Below are 21,744 nucleotides of genomic sequence, written 5' to 3'. Positions count from 1 at the left end.
ATAATAAGAAGAGTTATAAATCATAAGTATCAAGGGAAATACGAGTTTGCAACACTACAAACGTTTCAACTCATTAAAAAGTTGATTTCTTAAGAAATCAACTTTTTAATTGTTTTATTAAATTTATTACACCTATTTTTTCGAAATAACAGTAAACATCCCTGTCATGTTAGGCGAATAATCTTTAAAATCATATTTTTCGTAGAATGATGTTTTCCCTTGCGACGCAAACAAACCAATAAATGCTTTATCTGGAGCATTCTGATTTAAGTATTCTACTAAAGTATTCATTATTTTCTTTCCAATACCATTCTTTTGATACTCTGGATGAACCACTATATCTTGAATATAGAAATAGATAGCCCCATCACCAACAATTCTGCCCATGCCGATGATTTGATTATTATCCTTGACTGTTATACAGTAAATCGAATTTTGAAGTGATATTTCCGCCACCTCAAAGTTCATATAATTAGTCCATCCCACAGAATCACATAAATATTTATATTCTTCCAATGTTGGAATGTCACTTTTAATCTCATATTTCTTCAAAATGTCCCCTCCAAGAATTCATTTCCACCAATACAAAGTAAATTCGACAAACTTTTATCTAACCCTTCTTACTAACTTAGCACTGTAAATCCCGATTAACCTCACGCTAATCCTTATATAATAAAGAAAGAGGCTGACGTATAGCCGTCAGCCTCTTTCTTTATTATATATTACGCCTTATGACACTCTGGACAAACGCCATAAATTTCTAAGCGATGACTATTGATAACGAAGCCTGTCGTTTTCGCAGCTTCCTCTTCCAGCTTTTCCAAGCCTCCATAAGGAAAATCAACAATCTTACCACATTTTTCGCAAATCACATGATAATGTTGACTTGTAACATAATCAAATCTACTTGAAGCGTCTCCATAAGTTAATTCCTTTACAAGTCCAACCTCTTTAAACACACGTAAGTTATTATAGACAGTTGCAACACTCATATTTGGAAACTTACCTTCTAATGCTTTATAAATATCATCCGCTGTTGGGTGCGTCATTGATTCCACAAGGTACTCTAAAATAGCATGACGCTGTGGAGTAATGCGTACACCCGTATTTTTCAGCATTTCTAGCGCTTCTTTTAATTCTTCTTTGACCACCGTCATGCACCCCGATTCTATACGGATTATTATTTTATAATTCTTATAAAGAGTGTACTCCTTTTCTTATAAATCGTCAATATTTCTACTATAAGTATGTGGTTTATTTTTATATTCAGGACTTGTTTTTATGTATCTTTCCCTTTTTCTTCATATATTACATAGAAAAAAGTGCGACATAATCGCACTTGGAATACTATCATCTGAGGAGGTATGCCCTACACTTCCACTTTATGTAAGGCAGTAAAATATGTATAGACACTTGCCTTGTTTCTGCATATTTTATCTCCAATGTAGATTTATTTTATATAAGAAAGAACATCCTCAATATGTCCTTTCACTTTCACTTTACGCCACTCTTTTACAAGTTCACCGTCTTTATTAATAAGGAATGTAGAACGCTCGATTCCCATATACTCTTTCCCAAAGTTCTTTTTCAATTTCCAAACATCGTATAATTCTGCTACTTTATGATCCTCGTCTACTAAAAGTGTAAATGGAAGTTCATGCTTCTCAATGAATTTCAAATGTCTATTTGCCGGATCCGGACTCACTCCAAGAATAACCGTGTCCTTCTCTTGAAATAATCCATACGCATCACGGAAATCACACGCTTCAGTTGTACAACCTGGAGTCATATCTTTCGGATAAAAATATAGAACTACATTTTTACCACGAAAATCAGCTAAGCGAACTTGTTCCCCGTTACTTCCCTCTAATGTAAAATCTGGAGCCATTTCTCCTACTGTAATCATTGTTATCACTCCTACTCTTTTCTTTTACTATATCAAATGCTATCTTATTTTTCATTGTCTATTACAGACCTCATCACAAAAGCAAACGGTAATGTATATCCAATTAGCGCTTCCGCAATTGCAATCCATCGCCCAATTCCAATCGGAGATATGTCACCATATCCAACAGACAATAAAGTAACTGCGCTAAAATATAAACAAACTTCAACGAGTTGAAAAGAATGAGCGTTCAAACTTTCTCCGTCCTCTTTCAAAACTGCGAAACCCATTTCCTCTAATACAACGTAACTTAATCCAAACGCGATCAGTACTGTTGTATAGATTAAAAATAATGTGGCCAAATTATACAGCGAAAAAAAACGCGTTGAATCTGAATAGGAACTCCATAATAATTGGACACTTTTCAAAATAGCGATTGCTGCAAGTAATAGAATAAATCCCCATAACATGTCCTCCACCTCATTTTATATGTATGAGACGACCATTGGATTTATCCCTTAGAAACAAACAAGCTTCTATAATTAATTCCCAGCACCACGGTACCTTTTTACCCCTTGATTCCAAAGAGTAATTGCAATCGTAAAACAGATAACACCAACAATTGGCGTCGCGAATGCATAACTATTCCATTCTGTTTTTCTTAAAAAGTATGCTGCTGGATATACTCCAACAAACGCAAACGGTAAAACAAACGTTAAAATGAAACGAATTACACGATTATAAATATTAACAGGATAGCGCCCGTAATTACCTATGTTATACATAAGGGGCATAATTGAACTTTTCGCATCTGACCAAAAACCAAGGCTCGCAAGCGTAACAAATATCCCTCCATATACAAATGCGCCTCCTCCTACCATCAATATAAATAAGAAGAAATCATACCAGTAAAAAGATAATTGTAACTCTACAGCCGCATATCCCATTACAATCATTCCTGTAATGGCCCCAATTAAAGACTCAAGTTCCATTCTTTCTAATATAATTTGAAACAAGCTATGAATCGGTCTCGTTAATATACGATCCATCTCCCCTTTAATAATGTAACGATCATTAAAGTCCCATATGTTAAAGAAAGCTGAGAAAATGGCAAACGGCACTAAAAAGAAACCATAAATAAAGATTACTTCTTCTCTACTCCAGCCTTTTAATGCTTGTGTATGCCCAAACACAACGAGAATAAAGATTAAATTAACAGCCTGTAGTGATAAATCAGAAAGTAATCCAACGATAAAATCGCCCCGATACTCCAATTTTGTTTTTATATATTGGCTTGCATATTGCAAAAATAGTTTTATATATATCATCTCATCATCCCCCTTGTACAATTAGACGTTTTCTCGCCGTTCTCCACATGAGTACAATTGGAATAATAAGGACAATTGCCCAAATTACTTGGAATAATAATGCCTCATACAATTTACTTCCTTGTATACCTTCTGAAAAAATCATACTCGGAATATAACTAATGGCTTGAAACGGTAAAAACATCATTGCCTTTTGGGCCCATAACGGATAAAAACTAATCGGTAATAATAGACCAGAAAATAAATCAATAACAACACGTTTTGCATACATAATTCCACTATTATTAAATAGGAAGAACGTGAGCATTCCCGTCATTAAATTAATTTGTGTATTAATAATAAAACTAAATATTAAAGACAAGAAGAAATATAACCACGTTTGAAAATTCGTTGTAATTTGCAATGAAAATAATAACGTAACGATAACCATACCTGGAATTGAAAAGAATGCAAAACGAAATATCCCTTCACCAAGACCTTGCATCACTTTCATCCCTAAATAATTATATGGACGAATCAGTTCTACCGCTACACGTCCTTCTTGAATCTCCATCGCAATTTCCCTATCTATATTATTAAAATAAAAGGCACGTGCCATCCACGCAATTGCGATATACGTAGTCATTTGCGAAATAGATAAACTTTCAATGTTCTCTTTTCCGCTATAAATTGCTTGCCATAAAAAATAATACGCACCGATATTAATCGTATAAATTAAAATCCCGCTATAATAATTTGTGCGATACGCAAGCATCATTAAAAAGCGAATTCGAATCATTTCAATATACTTACCCATGTTTAATACCTTCTTCATAAATGTTACGAATAATTTCCTCTGTAGACACTTCATTAATTTTTAAATCTTTAATTTGAAAGGCTTGTACTACTTTAGAAATAAGCATTGAAATAATAACTTCTTCATTCGGTATTTTTGCAACCCACGCGTTTTCCTCTTTCGCTTTCAACCAAACGACATGACTATCTGGCATAACCATTGATAAAGCCTGATAGGAAACTGGTGCAATAAACTGAAAATGTATTTCCTTCTCTGCTCCCCACTGCGTACGAAGATTATTTAAAGAACCGTCATACATAATATTTCCTTCATCCAGCATGATAACACGCTCACATAATGCTTCAATATCAGTAATATCATGGGTTGTTAATAAAATTGTTGTTTTATAACGTTCATTCATTTCTTTTAAAAATTCACGTATTTTCAATTTCACAAGTACATCTAGCCCAATTGTTGGTTCATCTAAAAATAATAACGGTGGGTTATGAATTAATGCTGCCGCTAATTCACAACGCATTCTTTGACCTAGAGATAACTTTCGAACTGGCTTATCTAATAAAGGACCAATATCTAACGTTTCAATTACGTGCTCCATATGTTCTTTATACTGAGCGTCTGATACACCGTACACTTTTTTTAATAAACGAAACGATTCTTGTACAGCAATATCCCACCAAAGTTGCGAGCGCTGTCCAAAGACAACACCAATGGTTCTTACAAATTCTTCTCTCTGCTTATGTGGGTTCATCCCATTTACTAAAATCTCTCCTGATGTCGGAGTCAAAATCCCCGTAAGCATTTTAATTGTTGTTGATTTACCAGCACCGTTCTCACCGATATAACCAACCATCTCACCTTGTTTTACAGTAAAAGATACATCATTTACTGCTGGTACTATTTTATAATTACGATTTAATAAATCGCGAAATGCACCCTTTAAACCCGGACGACTTGAATAGGCTGTAAATTCTTTACGTAACCCTTGTACCTCAATTACCGATTTCATAATCGGACCCCCCTCCTAAATGTCACAACGAATAGTTTACCCAACTGCCTTCTCTATCACAAACAATACGTCTTTTCGAAAAACATGTTAGAATAATACATAGATTTTTGTAAGGAGATGAATGGTAGTGAAATTCACAAAATCAGAAGCATTACATAAAGAAGCTTTAGAACATATCGTTGGCGGCGTTAATAGTCCTTCTCGTTCTTTTAAAGCAGTTGGCGGTGGCGCTCCTGTTGCTATGGAACGTGGAAAAGGTGCTTATTTCTGGGATGTAGACGGAAATAAATATATCGATTATTTAGCAGCATACGGTCCTATTATTACTGGACATGCTCACCCGCATATAACAAAAGCAATTACAACAGCTGCTGAAAATGGTGTACTTTACGGAACACCAACAGCGCTAGAAGTAAAATTTGCAAAAATGTTAAAAGAGGCAATGCCTGCTTTAGATAAAGTACGCTTTGTAAACTCTGGTACTGAAGCAGTAATGACGACAATTCGTGTTGCTCGTGCTTACACAGGCCGCACAAAAATCATGAAATTCGCTGGTTGTTACCACGGTCATTCTGATTTAGTACTTGTGGCAGCTGGATCTGGTCCTTCTACTTTAGGAACTCCTGACTCAGCTGGCGTACCACAAAGTATCGCACAAGAAGTTATTACCGTTCCATTTAATAATGTAGAAACTTTAAAAGAGGCTTTAGATAAATGGGGTCATGAAGTAGCAGCTATCCTTGTAGAACCGATCGTTGGAAACTTCGGTATTGTAGAGCCTAAACCAGGATTCCTTGAAAAAGTGAATGAACTTGTTCATGAAGCTGGTGCACTAGTAATTTATGATGAAGTTATTACCGCTTTCCGCTTCATGTACGGTGGTGCTCAAGATTTACTTGGCGTAACACCAGACTTAACAGCGCTTGGTAAAGTTATTGGCGGCGGACTTCCAATCGGTGCTTACGGTGGTAAGAAAGAAATTATGGAACAAGTTGCTCCGCTTGGACCTGCATATCAAGCAGGTACAATGGCAGGAAATCCTGCTTCTATGGCATCTGGTATTGCTTGTCTAGAAGTTCTTCAACAAGAAGGACTTTATGAGAAATTAGATGAACTTGGTGCCATGCTTGAAAAAGGAATTTTAGAGCAAGCAGCGAAACATAATATCGATATTACATTAAACCGTCTAAAAGGTGCTTTAACTGTATACTTCACAACAAATACAATTGAAGATTACGATGCAGCACAAGATACAGACGGTGAAATGTTCGGTAAATTCTTCAAGCTAATGCTTCAAGAAGGAGTTAACTTAGCACCGTCTAAATACGAGGCATGGTTCTTAACGACAGAACATACAAAAGAAGATATTGAATATACAATTGAAGCTGTAGGCAGAGCATTTGCTGCTTTAGCAGATAGCAAATAATCCCGTCATTAAAAGGAAAAAAGAAAGCTCACCTTTCTTTTTTCCTTTTTTCTATTTCATAAATTCCGTATTAATAGTATAATTATTCATAATTATCTGTTTTATATTCTTTTACAGCATTACTATCTCTGTGTACAAGGTGATTTGCACCTTAAATAGTAAGATTATTCTAACTTTTACAAGAGGGGGGATTGACGGATGCTCAATAAAAAAAATACATGGACACCGTCTTTATTTCGAGATTATAGAAATGCAGAACATGATGCGTGTGGAATCGTTTCCGTTATGGAGAAACGAAAAATTGCTACAAAAGAAAACATTGATCTTTGCATACAATCACTCGTCAAAATGAATCATAGAGCTGGTTTCATTAATGGCGAGGGCGATGGCATCGGCATTCACATTGATATACCAAAAACGCTTTGGAATGAAAAACTAAAAAGTAGCGGATATAATCCAACGATTGTGGATCATCCCCACTTTATCGTTGGACATTTTTTTCTAAATAAAAAAGAAAACATTACTGTCTTAAAAGATTATATTCGTACGCAATTAAACAACAAAAACTTTACTATCATTTTCGAAAGTGATGATGTAACAAACTCCGATGCACTCGGTCCACTTGGTAAACAAGAAGAACCTTTATTTTGGCAAGTTGCCCTTATCGCAGAAAAAGAAATTACAAATATTGAGCAAACATTATTTTCTGTCACAATAAAAATAGAAGAAAATGAAGCGATTCATGTTGCTTCATTAAGTCGTGATCATGTTGTATATAAAGTTCTAGGTGCTGGTGATACGCTTGTTGCCTACTATAATGATTTACAACATCCGCTTATCGCTTCAACTATGACATTAGGACATAACCGCTACTCTACTAATACATTATCTAATTTTTTTCGTGTACAACCATTTAGCATTCTCGGACATAATGGTGAAATTAACACAATTGCGAAATTACGCGATCAAGCTGAAATGATTGATGTACCACTTACTGCAGGAGGTAGTGACTCTCAAGATTTAAACCGCACCTTAGAAACCCTACTTGTTCAATACGACTACAGCTTATTTGAAGCAATGGAAATTCTATTCCCACCAATTATTAATGAAATTAAACTTTATGAAACACCTTTACAAGATTTATATACGTATATACGTGAAGCATGGGGACATTTTGCCCAAGGACCAGCTGGCATCATTTCACGTTTTAAAGATGAAGCTGTTTTCAGCGTTGATTCCCTTGGATTACGCCCAGTATGGAAAGTAGAGACAGAGAGCTCTTATATTTTCTCTTCTGAACCTGGAGTTGTATCACCAACTAAATATGTAGCAGAACCAAAACCACTCGCTCCTGGAGAAAAAGTCGGATTAAAATGGAATGACCAAGATGAACTTGTTCTTTATGAGTATGACAAATATCAAATCCAAGTATATAACCGTTTTAAAAAGCGAATTGATACTACCAATTACCATTTAAATTTATCTATCCCTGAAACGAAAAGAATCCAAGGGCTATGTGATTCTGTTCAAGTTGAAACGAAACAATACGTCGCTTTCGGATGGGACCGAGAACATATTCAACTTCTTGAACAGATGGCAACAAAAGGCGTTGAGCCAATACGCTCACTTGGGTATGACTCACCACTTGCCGCACTCGATACTGATAGACGAAATATCGCTGACTTTATTAAAGAAAGTGTAGCTGTTGTTACAAACCCTGCAATTGATCGTGACCGTGAAATTGAACACTTCTCTACACGTACTGTACTTGGAGAGCGTCCAAGTTTATTAAGCGGCACAAAACGGCCATTTGTAGTTGAAATGCTTTCACCAATTATTTTAGAAGGCAGCGTGGCACAACCTATTGCAGAGGAATTACACACAATTACGTACGAACAACTCATAGAGCTATTTAAAACTCATAACTCTATCGCCACAATCTCTGCTACATTCAGCTCGTCAGAAACTCTACAATGTGCATTAAGCCGCATTAGTTCTGAAGCGATAGCTGCTGTTAACAATGGTGCTTCCCTCCTAGTATTAGATGACGCAAAAGCCCATCTAAATGAACGATTGTGGATTGATCCACATTTAGTTACTGCTAAAGTACATCAAGCATTAAGTGAAAATAAATTACGCCGCAATTGTTCTCTCGTTATACGTTCTGGTGCCCTTCGCTCCTTACATGACATTGTCACGCTATATGGATTAGGAGCAGATAGTATTAATCCATATTTATTATTCGCGACTGTAAATGATGGAACAAAAACACCAATTACGAATCTGTATAATGCACTTAATAAAGGATTAGAAAAAGTCATTTCAACAATTGGAATTCATGAGTTACGTGGTTACGGACGTCTCTATTCATCTATTGGGTTACATGAAGAAATCGCAAATATATTACAGATTACAAATTTCTTCGGTTCAAATGATTTAGCTTTTTCACTTGAATCACTTGCTGAAGATGCAAAAATGCGAGCGGATGATTATAACAATCCTAAAATTAGAATGCGAAAATCATTTCATATATTCCCGCGAATTTGGAAAGCAATCGGCGATGTTGCAAAAGGAAATTCTTATGATGATTACCGTGACAAGTTAAGTGAACTAGAAGAGAATAATCCCATCGCAATCAGACACCTTGTTCAAACGAAACAAACAAAACATGTCGTTCCAACTGAAGAAGTATCTATCGGCATTCAAAACCATTATTTTCCATTTATTATTAGTTCTATGTCATTTGGTTCTCAAAACGAAATTGCCTTTCGCGCATATGCAGAAGCGGCCGATCAGCTAAATATGATTAGCTTGAACGGTGAAGGCGGCGAAATTAAAGATATGATTGGAAAATATCCACATACACGTGGACAACAAGTGGCATCTGGGCGATTTGGAGTAAATGCCGAACTACTAAACTCATCGAACTTAATTGAAATCAAAATCGGTCAAGGCGCAAAGCCTGGGGAAGGTGGGCATTTACCTGGTTCAAAAGTAACAGCCAAAATCGCTGAAGCACGTAATGCGACAATTGGCTCAGATTTAATTTCACCTTCTAATAACCATGATATTTATTCAATTGAAGATTTAGCTCAAATGATTACGGAAATTAAAACAGCTAATCAACTTGCCAAAGTAGCCGTGAAAGTCCCTGTCGTTCCTAATATCGGAACAATTGCTGTCGGTATCGCCAAAGCTGGTGCTGATTTTATTAACATTAGCGGATTCGATGGCGGAACAGGTGCTGCACGTATTCACGCCTTGCAACATGTAGGTCTTCCTGTAGAAATTGGTGTTAAAGCCGCTCACAACGCTTTATTAGAAGCGAGCATGAGACATAAAGTAGAGATTTGGGCAGATGGTGGTATTCGAAGTGTAAATGATGCCTTGAAAATCATGCTTCTCGGAGCAAACCGTATTGGATTTGGCACACTATCAATGATTGCAATCGGCTGTACTACTTGCCGTGGGTGTCATCTAGATACTTGCCATGTCGGAATTGCGACACAAATTGAGTCTGAAGCACAAGCAAAAGAACATGGGTTACGCCGCTTCGTCCCACGCGAATTAGAAAGCGCAGTTACTGGCCTGCTAAATTTATTCACCTCTTTCGGTGTAGAACTAAAACGATTAACAGGACAGCTTGGGTATACAAATTTACAAGCAATTGTTGGGCGTTCTGATTTATTAGAGCAAGTTCGAGGCGAAAATTTATTAAACTTACGTAATTTACTACAAATAATAGAACCTCCATCTGTTACAACAACAGAAGGCGTACCAGAAAAACAATTTAAGACAGTTCATTCCGCTGACTCAAAAGAATTAGTAGGCGTTGGTGTAGAGCAACGCGTTATGGGTGGTCTAGAATCATGTTATCGCGTTCGCAGTAAACTATATGAAGCTACTCAACTTGAACCACTTACATTAAAGTATACGAATGGTTCTATTCCCGGAAATGGGTTAGGTGCTTACAATAGTGAAAATTTATTTATACACGTAAATGGCGGCGCACAAGATGGCATTGGTAAAACTTCCTTTGGTGGTGGGATTTATATAACAAAATCAAAAGGAAAAGACGGAGTATATTATAACGGTTCTGTCGGAAAAGGATTTGGATACGGTGCACAAAAAGGGGCACTATACGTGCAAGGGAACGCTGATGCTCGCGCTGGCATTCGCCTTTCTGGGGCAGACATGATAATTGGAGGTAGAATAACAAAACCACTTCGTGAAAAAGAGCAAGGAAATATAGGTGCATACTCCAATATTAAAGGTTTTGCTTTTGAATATATGACAAATGGGCGAGCGCTTGTTTTAGGTGACCCTGGTCCATGGATTTGCGCTGGCATGACTGGCGGTGTTGTTTATTTGCGTCATGATTCAAACTTAGGCCTAACAGAACAGGCCTTAAAAAGAAGAATTGCAAAAGGGGCAAATGTTACATTACAACCAATTAGTAAAAATGGTTTGAAAGATGTAACTGAATTATTGCTAGACTATATTCGTGTACTAAACGAACATGAGCAATATGAGGAAGTTGCTTTGTTAACACCTTTATTAGATGATATACAGAACCAGTTTTTTGAGATTATCCCGAAAAAAGAACAGGCAGATCCATCTATCTCAACAGAGTAAAATGAGTAATTTTCATTATTAAGAAAAAATTGACGAAGTACGCTTCTCATAGTAATCTATAGTAACAATTTGAGACCTGCTGAAATTCAGCAGGTTTTTTTACTAAAAACTGATGTTTAAAAGGAATTAGGAAAAATTATAAAGTGAAACTTTAATTAGCCTACACCAATCGGGCGTTTACCGGCATCCAGCTTCTGAATTTTGAGGCGTGAATCTTACTACTCACAATTAGCGGGATAAAATGAACACTAATTTCTTTTAACGTCACTAAAATATCACTTGCTAACATATTGTAATGAATGTATAGTATCATGTTGTACATTCATTATGACAAGAGAAAGGATCTTATTAAGGGTATGAAACTTGGTGCTCGCATTTTAAAAACGGGTATTGCCATCACGTTAGCTTTATTTGCTTGTATTTTACTTCAGTTACCGAGTCCGGTATTTGCGGGAATTTCAGCTATCTTTGCTGTTCAACCGTCTGTATACCGTTCTTATTTAACAGCACTTGAACAAATTCAAGCAAATGTAATTGGTGCGATATTTGCTATCGCATTTGCTACTGCTTTTGGACATAATCCTTTTATTATTGGATTAACATGTATATTAGTAATTGCTCTTACATTACAATTACGATTAGAAAACACAATATCAATTGCTTTAGTAACAGTTATCGCCATTATGGAGTATCAAGGCGAAGATTTCTTTAGTTTTGCCTTACTTCGATTTGCGACGATTATGATTGGTATTATTGCGGCTTCACTTGTAAATTTAGTATTTATGCCGCCAAAATATGAAACAAAACTTTATCATCGTATCGTTGATAATACAGAAGAAATTGTAAAATGGATTCGAATGAATAGCAGGCAGGCTTCTGATTTTACAACGCTAAAAACTGATATTGATCGTATGAAAGAAAAAATGATCAAACTAAATCATTACTATTTGCTGTATAAAGAAGAAAGAAGCTACACGAAAAAAGTAAAGTTCGCAAAAATTCGTAAGCTCGTTTTATTCAGACAAATGTTAGCGACAACAAGCCGTGCTTTAAGTACGTTAAAATCATTACACCGTACTGAAAATGAACTGCGCTACATGCCGGAAGAATTTCAGGAATCTATCCAAAACGAACTTGATTCATTAACGCATTATCATGAACAAGTTTTATTAAAATTCATTGGTAAAGCAAAAAAACAACAATCAGTTGAAATGCTTGATGAAGTTGAAACAGGTAAACAAGAATTAATTGATATCTTTATGGAATATCAAAACAAGGACGATGAAGAAGCATATAAAACATGGTTACATCTCTTCCCTCTTATTTCTTCCATCATTAACTATAGTGAAGAAGTAGAGCATTTAGATTTGCTTGTAGATAGCTTCTACACATACCATAAACCAGAAAAAGAACTCCAAATCGATGATAAAAAAGAAGACGAATAAAAAACAGCTCCTTTTATGCTAAAGGAGCTGTTTCTGTTATATGTTGAAGTTGATATAAATTGTAATAAAATCCTCTTTTTCGCATTAACTCTTCATGAGAACCAGTCTCTTTAATCTCACCGTCTTCAATGTAAATAATCGTATCAACATGCGTAATCGTCGCTAATCGATGTGCGATTATAATCGTTGTCCGGTCAGCAGCTAACGTCTGAAGCGCCTCTTGAATATACCTTTCATTTTCTAAATCTAATGCTGAAGTTGCTTCATCTAATATAAGTACCGACGGATTCTTTAGAAACACTCGTGCAATTGCCACGCGTTGTCTTTGCCCGCCTGATAGCTTCACACCACGTTCTCCAACGACAGTATTATAACCATCTGGTAAGTCTATAATAAAATCATGAATTTGCGCAGCTTTGGCAGCTGCAATCACTTCTTTCTCTGTAGCTTTCGGATTTCCATATAAAATATTAGCTCCAATTGTATCGCTAAACAATAAATTATCTTGCAGTACAATTCCAATATGACTACGCAAATTTCTCATATTATACTTTCTTACATCTATGCCATCTACATAAACTGCGCCTTCAGAAACATCATAGAAACGCGGGATCAAACTAGCAAGAGATGACTTCCCACCCCCACTCGCTCCTACAAGCGCTACTTTCTCTCCAGGCTGCATAGTTAATGACAAGTTGTGTAATATCTCTTTTTCATCTGCATTATAACGAAAAGAAACATTGTCAAATACAATTTCTCCATTTAATTTTTTCGTTTGTATCGCATTTGGCACATTAACAATATCGTATTTTTCATCTAACAGTTCAAACACACGGTCCATCGATGCAAAAGATTGTGTCAATGTTGTAGATGAATTAACAAGGCGGCGAAGCGGACTATATAAACTATCCATATATCCAACAAAAGCTACCATCGTCCCTAGCGTTAACTGCCCCTGAATTACCTCATATGCTGCAAAACCAATCACAAGTAACGGACCTAAATCGGTTAACGTATTTACTGCCGAAAATGTTCTCGCCGTCCAACTTGTATGGTTTAATGCTTTCGTTAAAAATTCATTATTTCTTTTTTCAAACTGCTTCCCCTCATACTCTTCTAACGCAAAGCTACGTGTCACTTGCATTCCTTGAATACGTTCATGCAAATACCCTTGCATCGTCGCTAACGCTTGTGAACGCTCTTTCGTCAATTTCCGAAGACGTCCGAAAAAATATTTCACTGCTATTACATAAATAGGTAAAATCAATAACGCAACAAATGTTAATTTTATATTCATAGAAAACATAACAATGATAGCAATAGCAATTGTTGCAGTATCTAACCAGACGTTCATCAAACCTGTAATTACAAAATCTTTCGTTTGTTCTACATCATGGATGACCCGTGAAATAATCTCCCCTGTTTTCGTATTCGAATAATAACGTAAGCTTAACTTTTGTAAGTGACCGAAAATATGCTTCCGCAAATCATACAGTATTGTATTTGCGATACGTTGCGCGAAATATTGACGATAATATTCAATCGGTGGTCTTAATACCGCAAAAATAAAAAAAGCAATTCCAATCGCTGTTATTAATTGAGATGTTTTATCTTGAAGTGAACCCGCGCCTTGAATTACCTCATCGATAATATACTTTAATAACCACGGCATAATAAGTGGGATACCGAACTTAACTAGTCCAATAATAATTGTAATAGCAATAAGCCATCGATATGGTTTAACAAATTGTAAATATCTTTTTATGCCCTGCACATAATCCCCCCTCTAATAGGACAAACCTGCCGGGAAATTCCCTGCAGGTTTGTTTTAATTTCTGTACATTAAATATCGTTCATACCACATATCTACGAAATCTGGTGCGAATGGACCTTTTCTTTGATGAATCCACTGTGTTAAATGTGCTACATTTCGTTTTAAAATTGTATCTATAACAGGTGGATACTGCATAATTTGACTATGTTTTTCATACTCATCTTCATCTAGAAGCGTATATGTCATATCTGGATACACTTTAATATCTAAATCATAATCAATATACTTTAATGCTTCAGAATCATACGCAAAAGGTGAGCTTAAATTGCAATAATAATATACGCCATCCTCCCTAAGCATCCCAATCACATTAAACCAATAGTTAGCATGAAAATAACAAATTGCTGGTTCGCGCGTAATCCATGTTCGACCATCTGATTCTGTAACTACTGTACGATCATTCGCTCCGATTACAAGACTTTGTGTCCCTTTTAAAATTGTTGTTTCTTCCCACATTCTATGAATGGAGCCATTATGTTTATAACTATGTATTTGTACTTTTTCTCCTTCTTTGGGAAATCCCATATATGCTCCCTTCTTTCAACTGCAAACGCCCTTTGAACGGCATTCACTTTTTTTCTATTATAACTTTTTTGTCAAAATTTTAAAACTAAAGGGATAAGACTCTATTTTCCACACTGAATATGCAGGAGGTTTATCGTTGAATACAATAATCCACAATCTTCTCAGGAAACAAGGATTGTACTGTATTATTTATAAAGTGAAACTTTAATCAGTGGAGGTTTTGTTCATCCCCCACTGATTATCAGCCCTCACCAATCGGGCTTTTACGGGTAGCCCGCCCCCCACCTAACTTCTTTGCTTTCACTGAATTTTGAGGTGGGGGTCTTACTGCCCGGCAAATAGCGGGATAAACGAAGACATGTAATAGAAAAAGCCCTTCTCTATTTGAAGGACTTTTCACCTGAGACAATAATATATCTTATCCTAAATTTGAAATCATTTTTTCAGTTGCAAAAGATTGGATTACACTATTTGTTTGTTCTTCAAATTTCTCATGTAACATCTTCAACGCTACTTCTGTTCTATATATTTCCTGACGGATAAAATGCAGTTCTTTTTTATCGCACGTATCTTTTTCATTCATTTCAATTTGTTGATACTTTTCTAGATGTGCTTGTAACTTTAACAACTCATCCATCGTTTCTAATTGCTCCCCTACCAACTTATCAAAATCGTTCATTACTTACCCCCTTTGGACTTATTCATCAGTTATTATTCCTAATTACATATTTCTAATTGTTAACTTCCTTCTCCTTTGACTACATTTGTTGACTTATTAGAAGTTATGTCGTTCATTTTCTTTTCATTACAAAGATCCACACACAAAGAAAACACTTCTCCCGAATTAGAGAAGTGTTTTTCTTTCATTACTGATTTGAGCTAGAAGATTGTGATTGTTTTGCAGCTGACTTAGCATTTTGTTTTTTCACAGCATGCACGTCTGTTTCAGTTGCAAATTCTGTACCATAGCTAGCGTTTGCACTTTGTGCACCAGAAGCTTGTGCTTTCTTTGCTTCTGATTGTGCGTTTGCTTGTTTTACTGCTTGTACATTTGTTTCAGTCGCAAACTCTGTACCATAACTAGCATTTGTACTTTGAATGCTAGCACCAGAAGTTGCCTTGTTATAACCTTGTTGCTTTTTACTCATCTTTCTCACCTCCACAACCAATAATGTAACCAATTTACTTAGAAGCTATCCGTAATTTTCTTTTGAATAATTTCCGCATATATCTTTTGTTACTTATTCAAACTATAAGAAATGGAGGTGACAATATGTATATAGGACGCGATATGACTGAACTAACAATGGTTTCAAAACATGAATGGAAAGAAGATGAATTAGCTTATTTTCATCACTCACTACAACAGATTCTGCCTTATTTAAATGCAGAAGGTCAAAGTATTTACAAAGAAATTGTAGTAGAAATTGAATCAAGAGGCGGCTTACAAGAAGGTGAAGCTAGTTGGACTCATGGGACAAAAATTTCTTACGATTAAAAAAGTGTTCCCTAGATTGGGAACACTTTTTTATTTATTGTATTGTAATTTTCTCCACGCAATTTTCGTAAATAGTACGATGCGATTTCGAAAAAGGTAATTGCTCAAATGCTTCTTTCGATACAAATTTCAATGTATCTGTATCAACAATATTGCCAGTTACCTTTCCATAAAATACAAATATATCCCAAGTACGATGTGTAAACGTATGTTGTACATTCATTGCGTATTCATCAATAGAAACCGCGAGTTCAAATTTTTCTTTCATATAATCTATAAGCTGTTCCTTCTGATTTCGAATACCTTCTCCAAGTTCAGCATTAGGAAACTCCCACATATTAGCTAACAAACCTGTACTTGGACGTTTATTAATAACGTAACGACCGTCTTCAGTTTGAAGTACTCCTGCAACAATAGGTACCATTTTAGGAGCTTTCGCTTTACTTTTTACTGGTAATTCTTTTTGAACACCTTCAGCATATCCTCTGCAATGCTCACGTACAGGACAAAGTAAGCACGATGGATTTTTAGGAATACAAATCAGTGCACCTAATTCCATCAATCCCTGATTAAAATAAGATGGGTTTTCTACTGAAATAATTTCACGCACAATCTCTTCAAAAACTTTTCGAGTCTTCGGTTTTGCAATATCATCCCATACTGATAAAATGCGAGATAATACACGCATAACATTTCCATCAACTGCCGGCTCTGGTATACCATATGCAATACTTAAAATAGCACCTTTTGTATATGGTCCGACTCCTTTTAACTTTTCAATTTTCTTTACATCACTTGGTACAACCCCGCCATATACTTCTTTTACCTCTTTTACTGCCGCATGTAAATTACGTGCTCTAGAATAATATCCTAAACCTTCCCATGCTTTTAATACTTCTTCATCATCTGCGTTCGCTAACGCTTCAAGTGTAGGAAACTTCCCCATAAAATTTGCGTAATATGGTTTTACGGCTTCTACTCTTGTTTGCTGTAACATAATCTCAGAAACCCAAACGCGGTATGGATCTTTATTTTTTCTCCATGGTAAGTCGCGCTGCTCCTCTTCAAACCAACCAATTAAATCATTTTGAAACTGCTCTATATTAAATTTTTTTAGTATTTCAAGTGTCAAACTTGATCCCCCTCATTTTTTTGCATATAAGTACTATTATAAAGATTTTAGGAAAAAATTTAAGTAAGATGACATAGGAAATTGAAGGCAAAGGACTTGAGGTATCGAATAAAAAGAGTTACATTAATAAAAAACGGAGGTGGATTTTTATGGACACAGCCACTCACCTTGTTATGGGTATCACTTTAGGTAGCTTAGCAACATTAGATCCAGCCATAGCACAAAGTGATATTGGCCCACAAGCTGTTATGCTTGCTACAATTGCTGGTTCCAACATTCCTGACATTGACACAGTTTTAAAATTGCGTAATAACGCTAAATATATAAGAAATCATCGCGGAGTTACTCATTCCATTCCCGCGGTAATTCTTTGGTCATTTCTTATAAGTGGCATCTCTTTCGCCTTCTTTTCAGACGCTCCATATCTTCATCTACTACTTTGGTCATTTATTGCAGTCTTCCTTCACGTCTTTGTCGATATTTTTAACGCCTATGGCACACAAGCATTACGGCCTTTCACAAAAAAATGGGTCGCACTCGGCGTGATTAATACATTTGATACCGTAATTTTCTTTATCCATATACTTGCAATTGCTTGCATGCTCGTGGGTTCTCATAAAGGATACACAGCTTTAGCAGCATATATATTAATGATTATTTACTATATCGGACGGATTATGATGCACAGAAATATAAGAAGCGTTGTACACAAACGTTTCAAAAATGTCGAAAAGATTATCATTTCTCCTTCTTACCGATTTTATCATTATCATTTAGCAGTCGTTACAGCTGATTATTACTACGTTGCGAGATGGCACCGTGGTAACATCATGATATATGACAAATTCGATCGGGTACCGTTCCCAGAAAATGATATTATGCGAGCAGCTAAACAAGATGAAAACATCTCGGCCTTCCTATCTTTCTCTCCTGTATATCGCTGGGATATTTTTGATCATGATCATTATTATGAAGTGCGATTCATTGATTTACGGTATCGAAGTAAAGATTATTATCCATTTGTCGCGATTGTGCAGCTCGACCATAATTTAAATATTATTAGTTCCTATACAGGATGGATTTTTAGTGAAGAAAAACTTCGAAAAAAACTGGAATTACTTCCACATTAAAAAAAGCGACTTGAGTCGCTTTTTTTAATGTTTCAAATGATCTTCTTGATTAATTAAATGGCTATACTTCGGATTATTTGTAAGCATTTCATGAAGGCGTACACCATGATTATTAATCCATGATCGTACCACTTGCTCAGTCATTTCCTCACCTTGATAACGCCCTGATTTTGCATAAGTTGTTTGAAAATCTTCCCAAAGTAATTCAACCCACGCACGTGCTTGTCCGTAAGAAAGCTTGTCATTCTTATCTAATAATTCTTTCGTTAATGCTTCATAAATATCATTCATGTTCTAATCTCCTTTTCCCTATTTATCCCTTCATTTCTAAAGGATAGTTTCTTCTGTTTTGCACATTCTATAAGTGATACTTCTTAAAGAGGTATCAACTGATGATGAGGAGGGCGTTCGCAATGGGTAAACAAGCCGAATTTTGGTCTGAGTCAAAAAACAACAGCAAAATCGACGGTCAGCCGAAAGCGAAATCACGCTTCGCTTCGAAGCGACCTAACGGCACAATTAACACGCACCCACAAGAACGTATGCGTGCTGCAAATCAGCAGGAAGAGTAATACAGGTACAACCTAAAAAATTAACTTCCTACACGAGGTGATAAAGATGAGCTACCGTGATCGTTTAGATAGTCGTTCTGAATTATTTAACCATACGTGGACTCGTCCGAAACATGCGAAAGCGCAAGTTAACGGACAGACGCAGCAAACCCAGTCTCTCATTATATTGGCCAACGAATGTAAAAAACGCCAATTTTAGAATCTCCTATCTCCTTTAACGCCTACCAAAGATGAAAACCAGAGAGATATGTGCTCTCTGGTTTTTATTTTTCTTGCAATAGGGAAATTGGTATCCCAATCTCTTCATTATCATTTTGCTTATAACCCCAAGCGAATACCCCATTGAAGTACGTAATTTTAAATAATATACCAGGTTCCTCTATTAATTCATATGTTTCACCAATATGGAATTTGTTTATATCCGTCATATAAGCGCGAGCCATTGCCATCTTTCTCATTAATACATCGAACTCATTTACAATTCCAAGCTGCTCAGCCTTTATTGCTTGCTCCTTCAAATCCCCAATTTCTTCTCTAAGCTCATGTGGTGTCATTTCACTGTAGCGTTTTGGCATATTCATCTCATTATTCCCCTCATCCCTCTTCACGTTTCATTTGTAAAAATATCTCTATCTCATCAATAGAGAATCCTTTTCGATATAACGCTTGTTTCATCTTGTTTTCAAATGTCCATCCATCATACTTCTTATATTTCTCATAATACTTATTCCCATGATAGTGTAACGCTTCTTGTTGCTTTTCGTCATCTCTTTCGTCTTTCAATTCTTCCAAACAAATTTGAATTACTTCTCTAGAATACCCTTTTCGAACAAGCATCTCATCTAACTTTAGCTTCATTTGTAAAAAAGAATGCTTTTGATAAGATTTTTTTTTCTTTTCTATGAGAAACAAGGCATTCTCAATTTGCTTTTCCTTCGGATATTCTTGTAAACTATGCATAATAATTAAATCCTGAACACCTTTATTTAACAACTCTCTTTTAATAACAGTTGGACCTTTTCGATTCACATTACTTTGCGTTCGTGTATATAAAACCGCGTACTCTTTATCATTAATATATCGGTCATGTAATAATTTCGAAACGACTTCAGAGATGATGGCCTGTCCCACTTCTTTTTTTCGTAAAAAATCTTCTATTTCTTGTTTTGTTCTCATTTGATAGGATAAATAGGAGATTGCTTGTAAATATGCTTTTTGTACCTCTTCATTGTACAAAATATTTCCTAACTCTATTTCATCAATTTCTAAGCCTTTTTGTAATCCATGTTTCATTAAGATTACTTGATCCACACTAAACCCGTACTCTTCACCTTGGCCTTTATCAATATAAATATTAAATCGTTCTTTCGATCGTTTTTGTACTTCTATTTTTGTAATGACAGCCATACTCTCACCTCCCTATTATTTTAACATAGTCGAGGAACATTTTTTCTTTTCAAGAATATATATAATGAGGAGGAAATGATTATGAAAATCGCAATTTCTGGTGGCACTGGTTTTATTGGTAAATACCTCTCTACTTTTTTTATTCAAAAAGGATATACGGTCTACATTCTTACTCGAAAGAAAACTACTAGAACCTCAAACCATAACCTTCAATACGTACACTGGACACCAGATTTATCTACCTTTCCGCTCTCCTCTATCGATGTAGTCATTAATCTAGCTGGAGAATCTATCAATAGTAGATGGACAAAAAAACAAAAGGAAACAATATTAAACAGTAGAATTCAAACAACAAAAGGACTTATTCAACAACTACAAGTAATGGAAACAAAACCACATACATTTATTAATGCAAGTGCTATTGGATACTACGGAACATCTGAAATAGAGTCTTTTACTGAGCGACAAGAAACTCCCGGAAACGATTTTTTAGCAGAAACAGTATTTTTATGGGAGCAAGAAGCAGCTAAAGCATGTTCTCTCGGAATAAGAACAATTTACACAAGATTTGGCGTTGTATTAGGTGCAGATGGCGGAGCCTTGCCAAAGATGTTACTTCCCTATCAATTCTATATCGGCGGCACCATTGGTTCTGGGAAGCAATGGTTATCATGGATTCATATAGACGATGTCGTTCGTATGATGGATTTCATCATACACAAAAAAGAAATTGATGGCCCTCTTAATATGACAGCACCAACACCTATAAGAATGAAGGAATTTGGAAAAACCATCGCTGCCGCAACGAGAAAACCACATTGGCTGCCTGTCCCTTCATTTATGCTTCACGCCTTATTAGGTGAGATGAGCATACTTGTACTAGAAGGGCAACATGTATTACCTAGTAAAGCAATTAAACATGGATACCAATACACATTTCCGGCAATAGACCATGCATTACAAAATATACTTTCGCATACAATGTAGTACTTCTAAAACACAATTTTGCATGGGCCCTTTTAAAACTTTCATTTTCTAGGATCCGAAGCATTACCATACAAATAACCTTTCAGTTACTTTCCCTTAACTTCCATTAGCATTATAAAGTAACAGAAATGAGGTACC

At 35.8% G+C, this 21,744-nt stretch carries 24 protein-coding genes (1 of these 24 only partly in view); 9 read left to right on the top strand and 15 right to left on the bottom strand.

Annotated features, from left to right (window positions below; genetic code table 11):
• A protein-coding gene (locus MHI26_RS02620) for a YgzB family protein (RefSeq protein WP_000025058.1) crosses the window boundary here: on the top strand, window positions 1-26 show its 3' portion. The gene continues 331 nt to the left of window position 1, outside the view; the window shows 26 of its 357 coding nt (coding positions 332-357); its start codon lies beyond the left edge, outside the window; it ends in the stop codon at window positions 24-26.
• Between the two features lie 106 nt (window positions 27-132).
• Here the strand turns inward: MHI26_RS02620 and MHI26_RS02615 are convergent, their stop codons facing one another.
• The 7 genes from MHI26_RS02615 to MHI26_RS02585 form a co-directional block, all read right to left on the bottom strand.
• A complete protein-coding gene (locus tag MHI26_RS02615) occupies window positions 133-552 on the bottom strand; it encodes a GNAT family N-acetyltransferase (RefSeq protein ID WP_000759743.1) in 420 nt (139 codons plus the stop codon).
• 170 nt (window positions 553-722) lie between these two features.
• On the bottom strand, window positions 723-1,151 hold the full coding sequence (gene perR, locus MHI26_RS02610) for a peroxide-responsive transcriptional repressor PerR (RefSeq protein WP_000237829.1): 429 nt from the start codon (window positions 1,149-1,151) through the stop codon (window positions 723-725).
• Window positions 1,152-1,450: 299 nt separating this feature from the next.
• Window positions 1,451-1,906, bottom strand: a complete 456-nt coding sequence (gene bcp, locus MHI26_RS02605) for a thioredoxin-dependent thiol peroxidase (protein ID WP_061666222.1) — start codon at window positions 1,904-1,906, stop codon at window positions 1,451-1,453.
• Between the two features lie 44 nt (window positions 1,907-1,950).
• Entirely contained in the window at window positions 1,951-2,355 is a 405-nt protein-coding gene (locus MHI26_RS02600; RefSeq protein ID WP_000964360.1) for a potassium channel family protein, read from the bottom strand.
• A gap of 72 nt (window positions 2,356-2,427) precedes the next feature.
• Window positions 2,428-3,213: an ABC transporter permease gene (locus tag MHI26_RS02595; protein ID WP_000639349.1), complete on the bottom strand. Its 786-nt coding sequence runs from the start codon at window positions 3,211-3,213 to the stop codon at window positions 2,428-2,430.
• Window positions 3,214-3,217: 4 nt separating this feature from the next.
• Window positions 3,218-4,009: an ABC transporter permease gene (locus tag MHI26_RS02590; protein WP_000521517.1), complete on the bottom strand. Its 792-nt coding sequence runs from the start codon at window positions 4,007-4,009 to the stop codon at window positions 3,218-3,220.
• Window positions 4,002-5,015: an ABC transporter ATP-binding protein gene (locus MHI26_RS02585; protein ID WP_000843648.1), complete on the bottom strand. Its 1,014-nt coding sequence runs from the start codon at window positions 5,013-5,015 to the stop codon at window positions 4,002-4,004. Before MHI26_RS02585 ends, MHI26_RS02590 begins: the two co-directional genes overlap by 8 nt.
• Before the next feature lie 121 nt (window positions 5,016-5,136).
• Between MHI26_RS02585 and hemL the strand changes: the two genes are divergently transcribed.
• From hemL to MHI26_RS02570, 3 genes are all read left to right on the top strand, one after another.
• Complete coding sequence (gene hemL / locus MHI26_RS02580; protein WP_000260533.1) at window positions 5,137-6,441, top strand: glutamate-1-semialdehyde-2,1-aminomutase; 1,305 nt, start codon at window positions 5,137-5,139, stop codon at window positions 6,439-6,441.
• Window positions 6,442-6,639: 198 nt separating this feature from the next.
• Window positions 6,640-11,076 (top strand): glutamate synthase-related protein, encoded by a 4,437-nt coding sequence (locus MHI26_RS02575; RefSeq protein ID WP_061666221.1) that lies wholly within the window; start codon window positions 6,640-6,642, stop codon window positions 11,074-11,076.
• 356 nt (window positions 11,077-11,432) lie between these two features.
• Complete coding sequence (locus MHI26_RS02570) at window positions 11,433-12,521, top strand: aromatic acid exporter family protein (RefSeq protein WP_000765787.1); 1,089 nt, start codon at window positions 11,433-11,435, stop codon at window positions 12,519-12,521.
• Between the two features lie 13 nt (window positions 12,522-12,534).
• Here the strand turns inward: MHI26_RS02570 and MHI26_RS02565 are convergent, their stop codons facing one another.
• The 4 genes from MHI26_RS02565 to MHI26_RS02550 form a co-directional block, all read right to left on the bottom strand.
• A complete protein-coding gene (locus MHI26_RS02565) occupies window positions 12,535-14,295 on the bottom strand; it encodes an ABC transporter ATP-binding protein (RefSeq protein WP_061666220.1) in 1,761 nt (586 codons plus the stop codon).
• A 54-nt stretch (window positions 14,296-14,349) separates the two neighbouring features.
• Entirely contained in the window at window positions 14,350-14,880 is a 531-nt protein-coding gene (gene ntdP / locus MHI26_RS02560) for a nucleoside tri-diphosphate phosphatase (RefSeq protein WP_000506625.1), read from the bottom strand.
• Window positions 14,881-15,298: 418 nt separating this feature from the next.
• Entirely contained in the window at window positions 15,299-15,559 is a 261-nt protein-coding gene (locus MHI26_RS02555) for a YgaB family protein (RefSeq protein ID WP_000997575.1), read from the bottom strand.
• A 187-nt stretch (window positions 15,560-15,746) separates the two neighbouring features.
• Window positions 15,747-16,028, bottom strand: coding sequence for a gamma-type small acid-soluble spore protein (locus tag MHI26_RS02550; protein ID WP_000039035.1), 282 nt, complete (start codon window positions 16,026-16,028; stop codon window positions 15,747-15,749).
• Window positions 16,029-16,153: 125 nt separating this feature from the next.
• Between MHI26_RS02550 and MHI26_RS02545 the strand changes: the two genes are divergently transcribed.
• Complete coding sequence (locus MHI26_RS02545; protein WP_000275441.1) at window positions 16,154-16,378, top strand: hypothetical protein; 225 nt, start codon at window positions 16,154-16,156, stop codon at window positions 16,376-16,378.
• A 34-nt stretch (window positions 16,379-16,412) separates the two neighbouring features.
• Here MHI26_RS02545 and mutY read toward each other — a convergent pair whose 3' ends face one another.
• Complete coding sequence (mutY, locus tag MHI26_RS02540) at window positions 16,413-17,510, bottom strand: A/G-specific adenine glycosylase (RefSeq protein WP_000171380.1); 1,098 nt, start codon at window positions 17,508-17,510, stop codon at window positions 16,413-16,415.
• Window positions 17,511-17,659: 149 nt separating this feature from the next.
• On the opposite strand from mutY, the gene MHI26_RS02535 reads away from it, so the two are divergent.
• Complete coding sequence (locus MHI26_RS02535; RefSeq protein ID WP_000379113.1) at window positions 17,660-18,640, top strand: metal-dependent hydrolase; 981 nt, start codon at window positions 17,660-17,662, stop codon at window positions 18,638-18,640.
• A 24-nt stretch (window positions 18,641-18,664) separates the two neighbouring features.
• Here MHI26_RS02535 and MHI26_RS02530 read toward each other — a convergent pair whose 3' ends face one another.
• A complete protein-coding gene (locus tag MHI26_RS02530; RefSeq protein ID WP_061666219.1) occupies window positions 18,665-18,931 on the bottom strand; it encodes a YfhJ family protein in 267 nt (88 codons plus the stop codon).
• A gap of 122 nt (window positions 18,932-19,053) precedes the next feature.
• Here MHI26_RS02530 and MHI26_RS02525 point away from each other — a divergent pair, with 122 nt between their 5' ends.
• Both MHI26_RS02525 and MHI26_RS02520 read left to right on the top strand, forming a co-directional pair.
• Complete coding sequence (locus MHI26_RS02525; protein WP_000517891.1) at window positions 19,054-19,212, top strand: small, acid-soluble spore protein K; 159 nt, start codon at window positions 19,054-19,056, stop codon at window positions 19,210-19,212.
• Between the two features lie 46 nt (window positions 19,213-19,258).
• Window positions 19,259-19,411, top strand: a complete 153-nt coding sequence (locus MHI26_RS02520) for a YpzG family protein (protein ID WP_000122093.1) — start codon at window positions 19,259-19,261, stop codon at window positions 19,409-19,411.
• A gap of 64 nt (window positions 19,412-19,475) precedes the next feature.
• Here MHI26_RS02520 and MHI26_RS02515 read toward each other — a convergent pair whose 3' ends face one another.
• Window positions 19,476-19,793 (bottom strand): YfhH family protein, encoded by a 318-nt coding sequence (locus tag MHI26_RS02515; RefSeq protein ID WP_001057028.1) that lies wholly within the window; start codon window positions 19,791-19,793, stop codon window positions 19,476-19,478.
• A gap of 13 nt (window positions 19,794-19,806) precedes the next feature.
• On the bottom strand, window positions 19,807-20,619 hold the full coding sequence (recX, locus tag MHI26_RS02510; protein ID WP_000268512.1) for a recombination regulator RecX: 813 nt from the start codon (window positions 20,617-20,619) through the stop codon (window positions 19,807-19,809).
• Between the two features lie 81 nt (window positions 20,620-20,700).
• On the opposite strand from recX, the gene MHI26_RS02505 reads away from it, so the two are divergent.
• Window positions 20,701-21,606: a TIGR01777 family oxidoreductase gene (locus tag MHI26_RS02505; protein ID WP_000684402.1), complete on the top strand. Its 906-nt coding sequence runs from the start codon at window positions 20,701-20,703 to the stop codon at window positions 21,604-21,606.
• Window positions 21,607-21,744 lie beyond the last annotated feature (138 nt).

Source organism: Bacillus sp. FSL K6-1218 (assembly GCF_038006445.1).
Classification (GTDB): Bacteria; Bacillota; Bacilli; order Bacillales; family Bacillaceae_G; genus Bacillus_A; species Bacillus_A thuringiensis_S.
Note: the sequence above shows the minus strand (reverse complement) of the source record. Positions and strands in the feature narration are given on the sequence as shown.

What these genes read in the sequence shown, in the direction of transcription:
- MHI26_RS02595 (WP_000639349.1), bottom strand. Translation starts at nt 3,213, where the DNA reads ATGATATATATAAAACTATTTTTGCAATATGCAAGCCAATATATAAAA.
- MHI26_RS02545 (WP_000275441.1), top strand. Translation starts at nt 16,154, where the DNA reads ATGTATATAGGACGCGATATGACTGAACTAACAATGGTTTCAAAACAT.
- hemL (WP_000260533.1), top strand. Translation starts at nt 5,137, where the DNA reads ATGGTAGTGAAATTCACAAAATCAGAAGCATTACATAAAGAAGCTTTA.
- MHI26_RS02590 (WP_000521517.1), bottom strand. Translation starts at nt 4,009, where the DNA reads ATGGGTAAGTATATTGAAATGATTCGAATTCGCTTTTTAATGATGCTT.
- MHI26_RS02515 (WP_001057028.1), bottom strand. Translation starts at nt 19,793, where the DNA reads ATGAATATGCCAAAACGCTACAGTGAAATGACACCACATGAGCTTAGA.
- MHI26_RS02525 (WP_000517891.1), top strand. Translation starts at nt 19,054, where the DNA reads ATGGGTAAACAAGCCGAATTTTGGTCTGAGTCAAAAAACAACAGCAAA.
- MHI26_RS02535 (WP_000379113.1), top strand. Translation starts at nt 17,660, where the DNA reads ATGGACACAGCCACTCACCTTGTTATGGGTATCACTTTAGGTAGCTTA.
- MHI26_RS02550 (WP_000039035.1), bottom strand. Translation starts at nt 16,028, where the DNA reads ATGAGTAAAAAGCAACAAGGTTATAACAAGGCAACTTCTGGTGCTAGC.
- MHI26_RS02505 (WP_000684402.1), top strand. Translation starts at nt 20,701, where the DNA reads ATGAAAATCGCAATTTCTGGTGGCACTGGTTTTATTGGTAAATACCTC.
- MHI26_RS02600 (WP_000964360.1), bottom strand. Translation starts at nt 2,355, where the DNA reads ATGTTATGGGGATTTATTCTATTACTTGCAGCAATCGCTATTTTGAAA.
- MHI26_RS02570 (WP_000765787.1), top strand. Translation starts at nt 11,433, where the DNA reads ATGAAACTTGGTGCTCGCATTTTAAAAACGGGTATTGCCATCACGTTA.
- recX (WP_000268512.1), bottom strand. Translation starts at nt 20,619, where the DNA reads ATGGCTGTCATTACAAAAATAGAAGTACAAAAACGATCGAAAGAACGA.
- bcp (WP_061666222.1), bottom strand. Translation starts at nt 1,906, where the DNA reads ATGATTACAGTAGGAGAAATGGCTCCAGATTTTACATTAGAGGGAAGT.
- MHI26_RS02520 (WP_000122093.1), top strand. Translation starts at nt 19,259, where the DNA reads ATGAGCTACCGTGATCGTTTAGATAGTCGTTCTGAATTATTTAACCAT.
- MHI26_RS02585 (WP_000843648.1), bottom strand. Translation starts at nt 5,015, where the DNA reads ATGAAATCGGTAATTGAGGTACAAGGGTTACGTAAAGAATTTACAGCC.
- MHI26_RS02575 (WP_061666221.1), top strand. Translation starts at nt 6,640, where the DNA reads ATGCTCAATAAAAAAAATACATGGACACCGTCTTTATTTCGAGATTAT.
- MHI26_RS02530 (WP_061666219.1), bottom strand. Translation starts at nt 18,931, where the DNA reads ATGAATGATATTTATGAAGCATTAACGAAAGAATTATTAGATAAGAAT.
- MHI26_RS02555 (WP_000997575.1), bottom strand. Translation starts at nt 15,559, where the DNA reads ATGAACGATTTTGATAAGTTGGTAGGGGAGCAATTAGAAACGATGGAT.
- ntdP (WP_000506625.1), bottom strand. Translation starts at nt 14,880, where the DNA reads ATGGGATTTCCCAAAGAAGGAGAAAAAGTACAAATACATAGTTATAAA.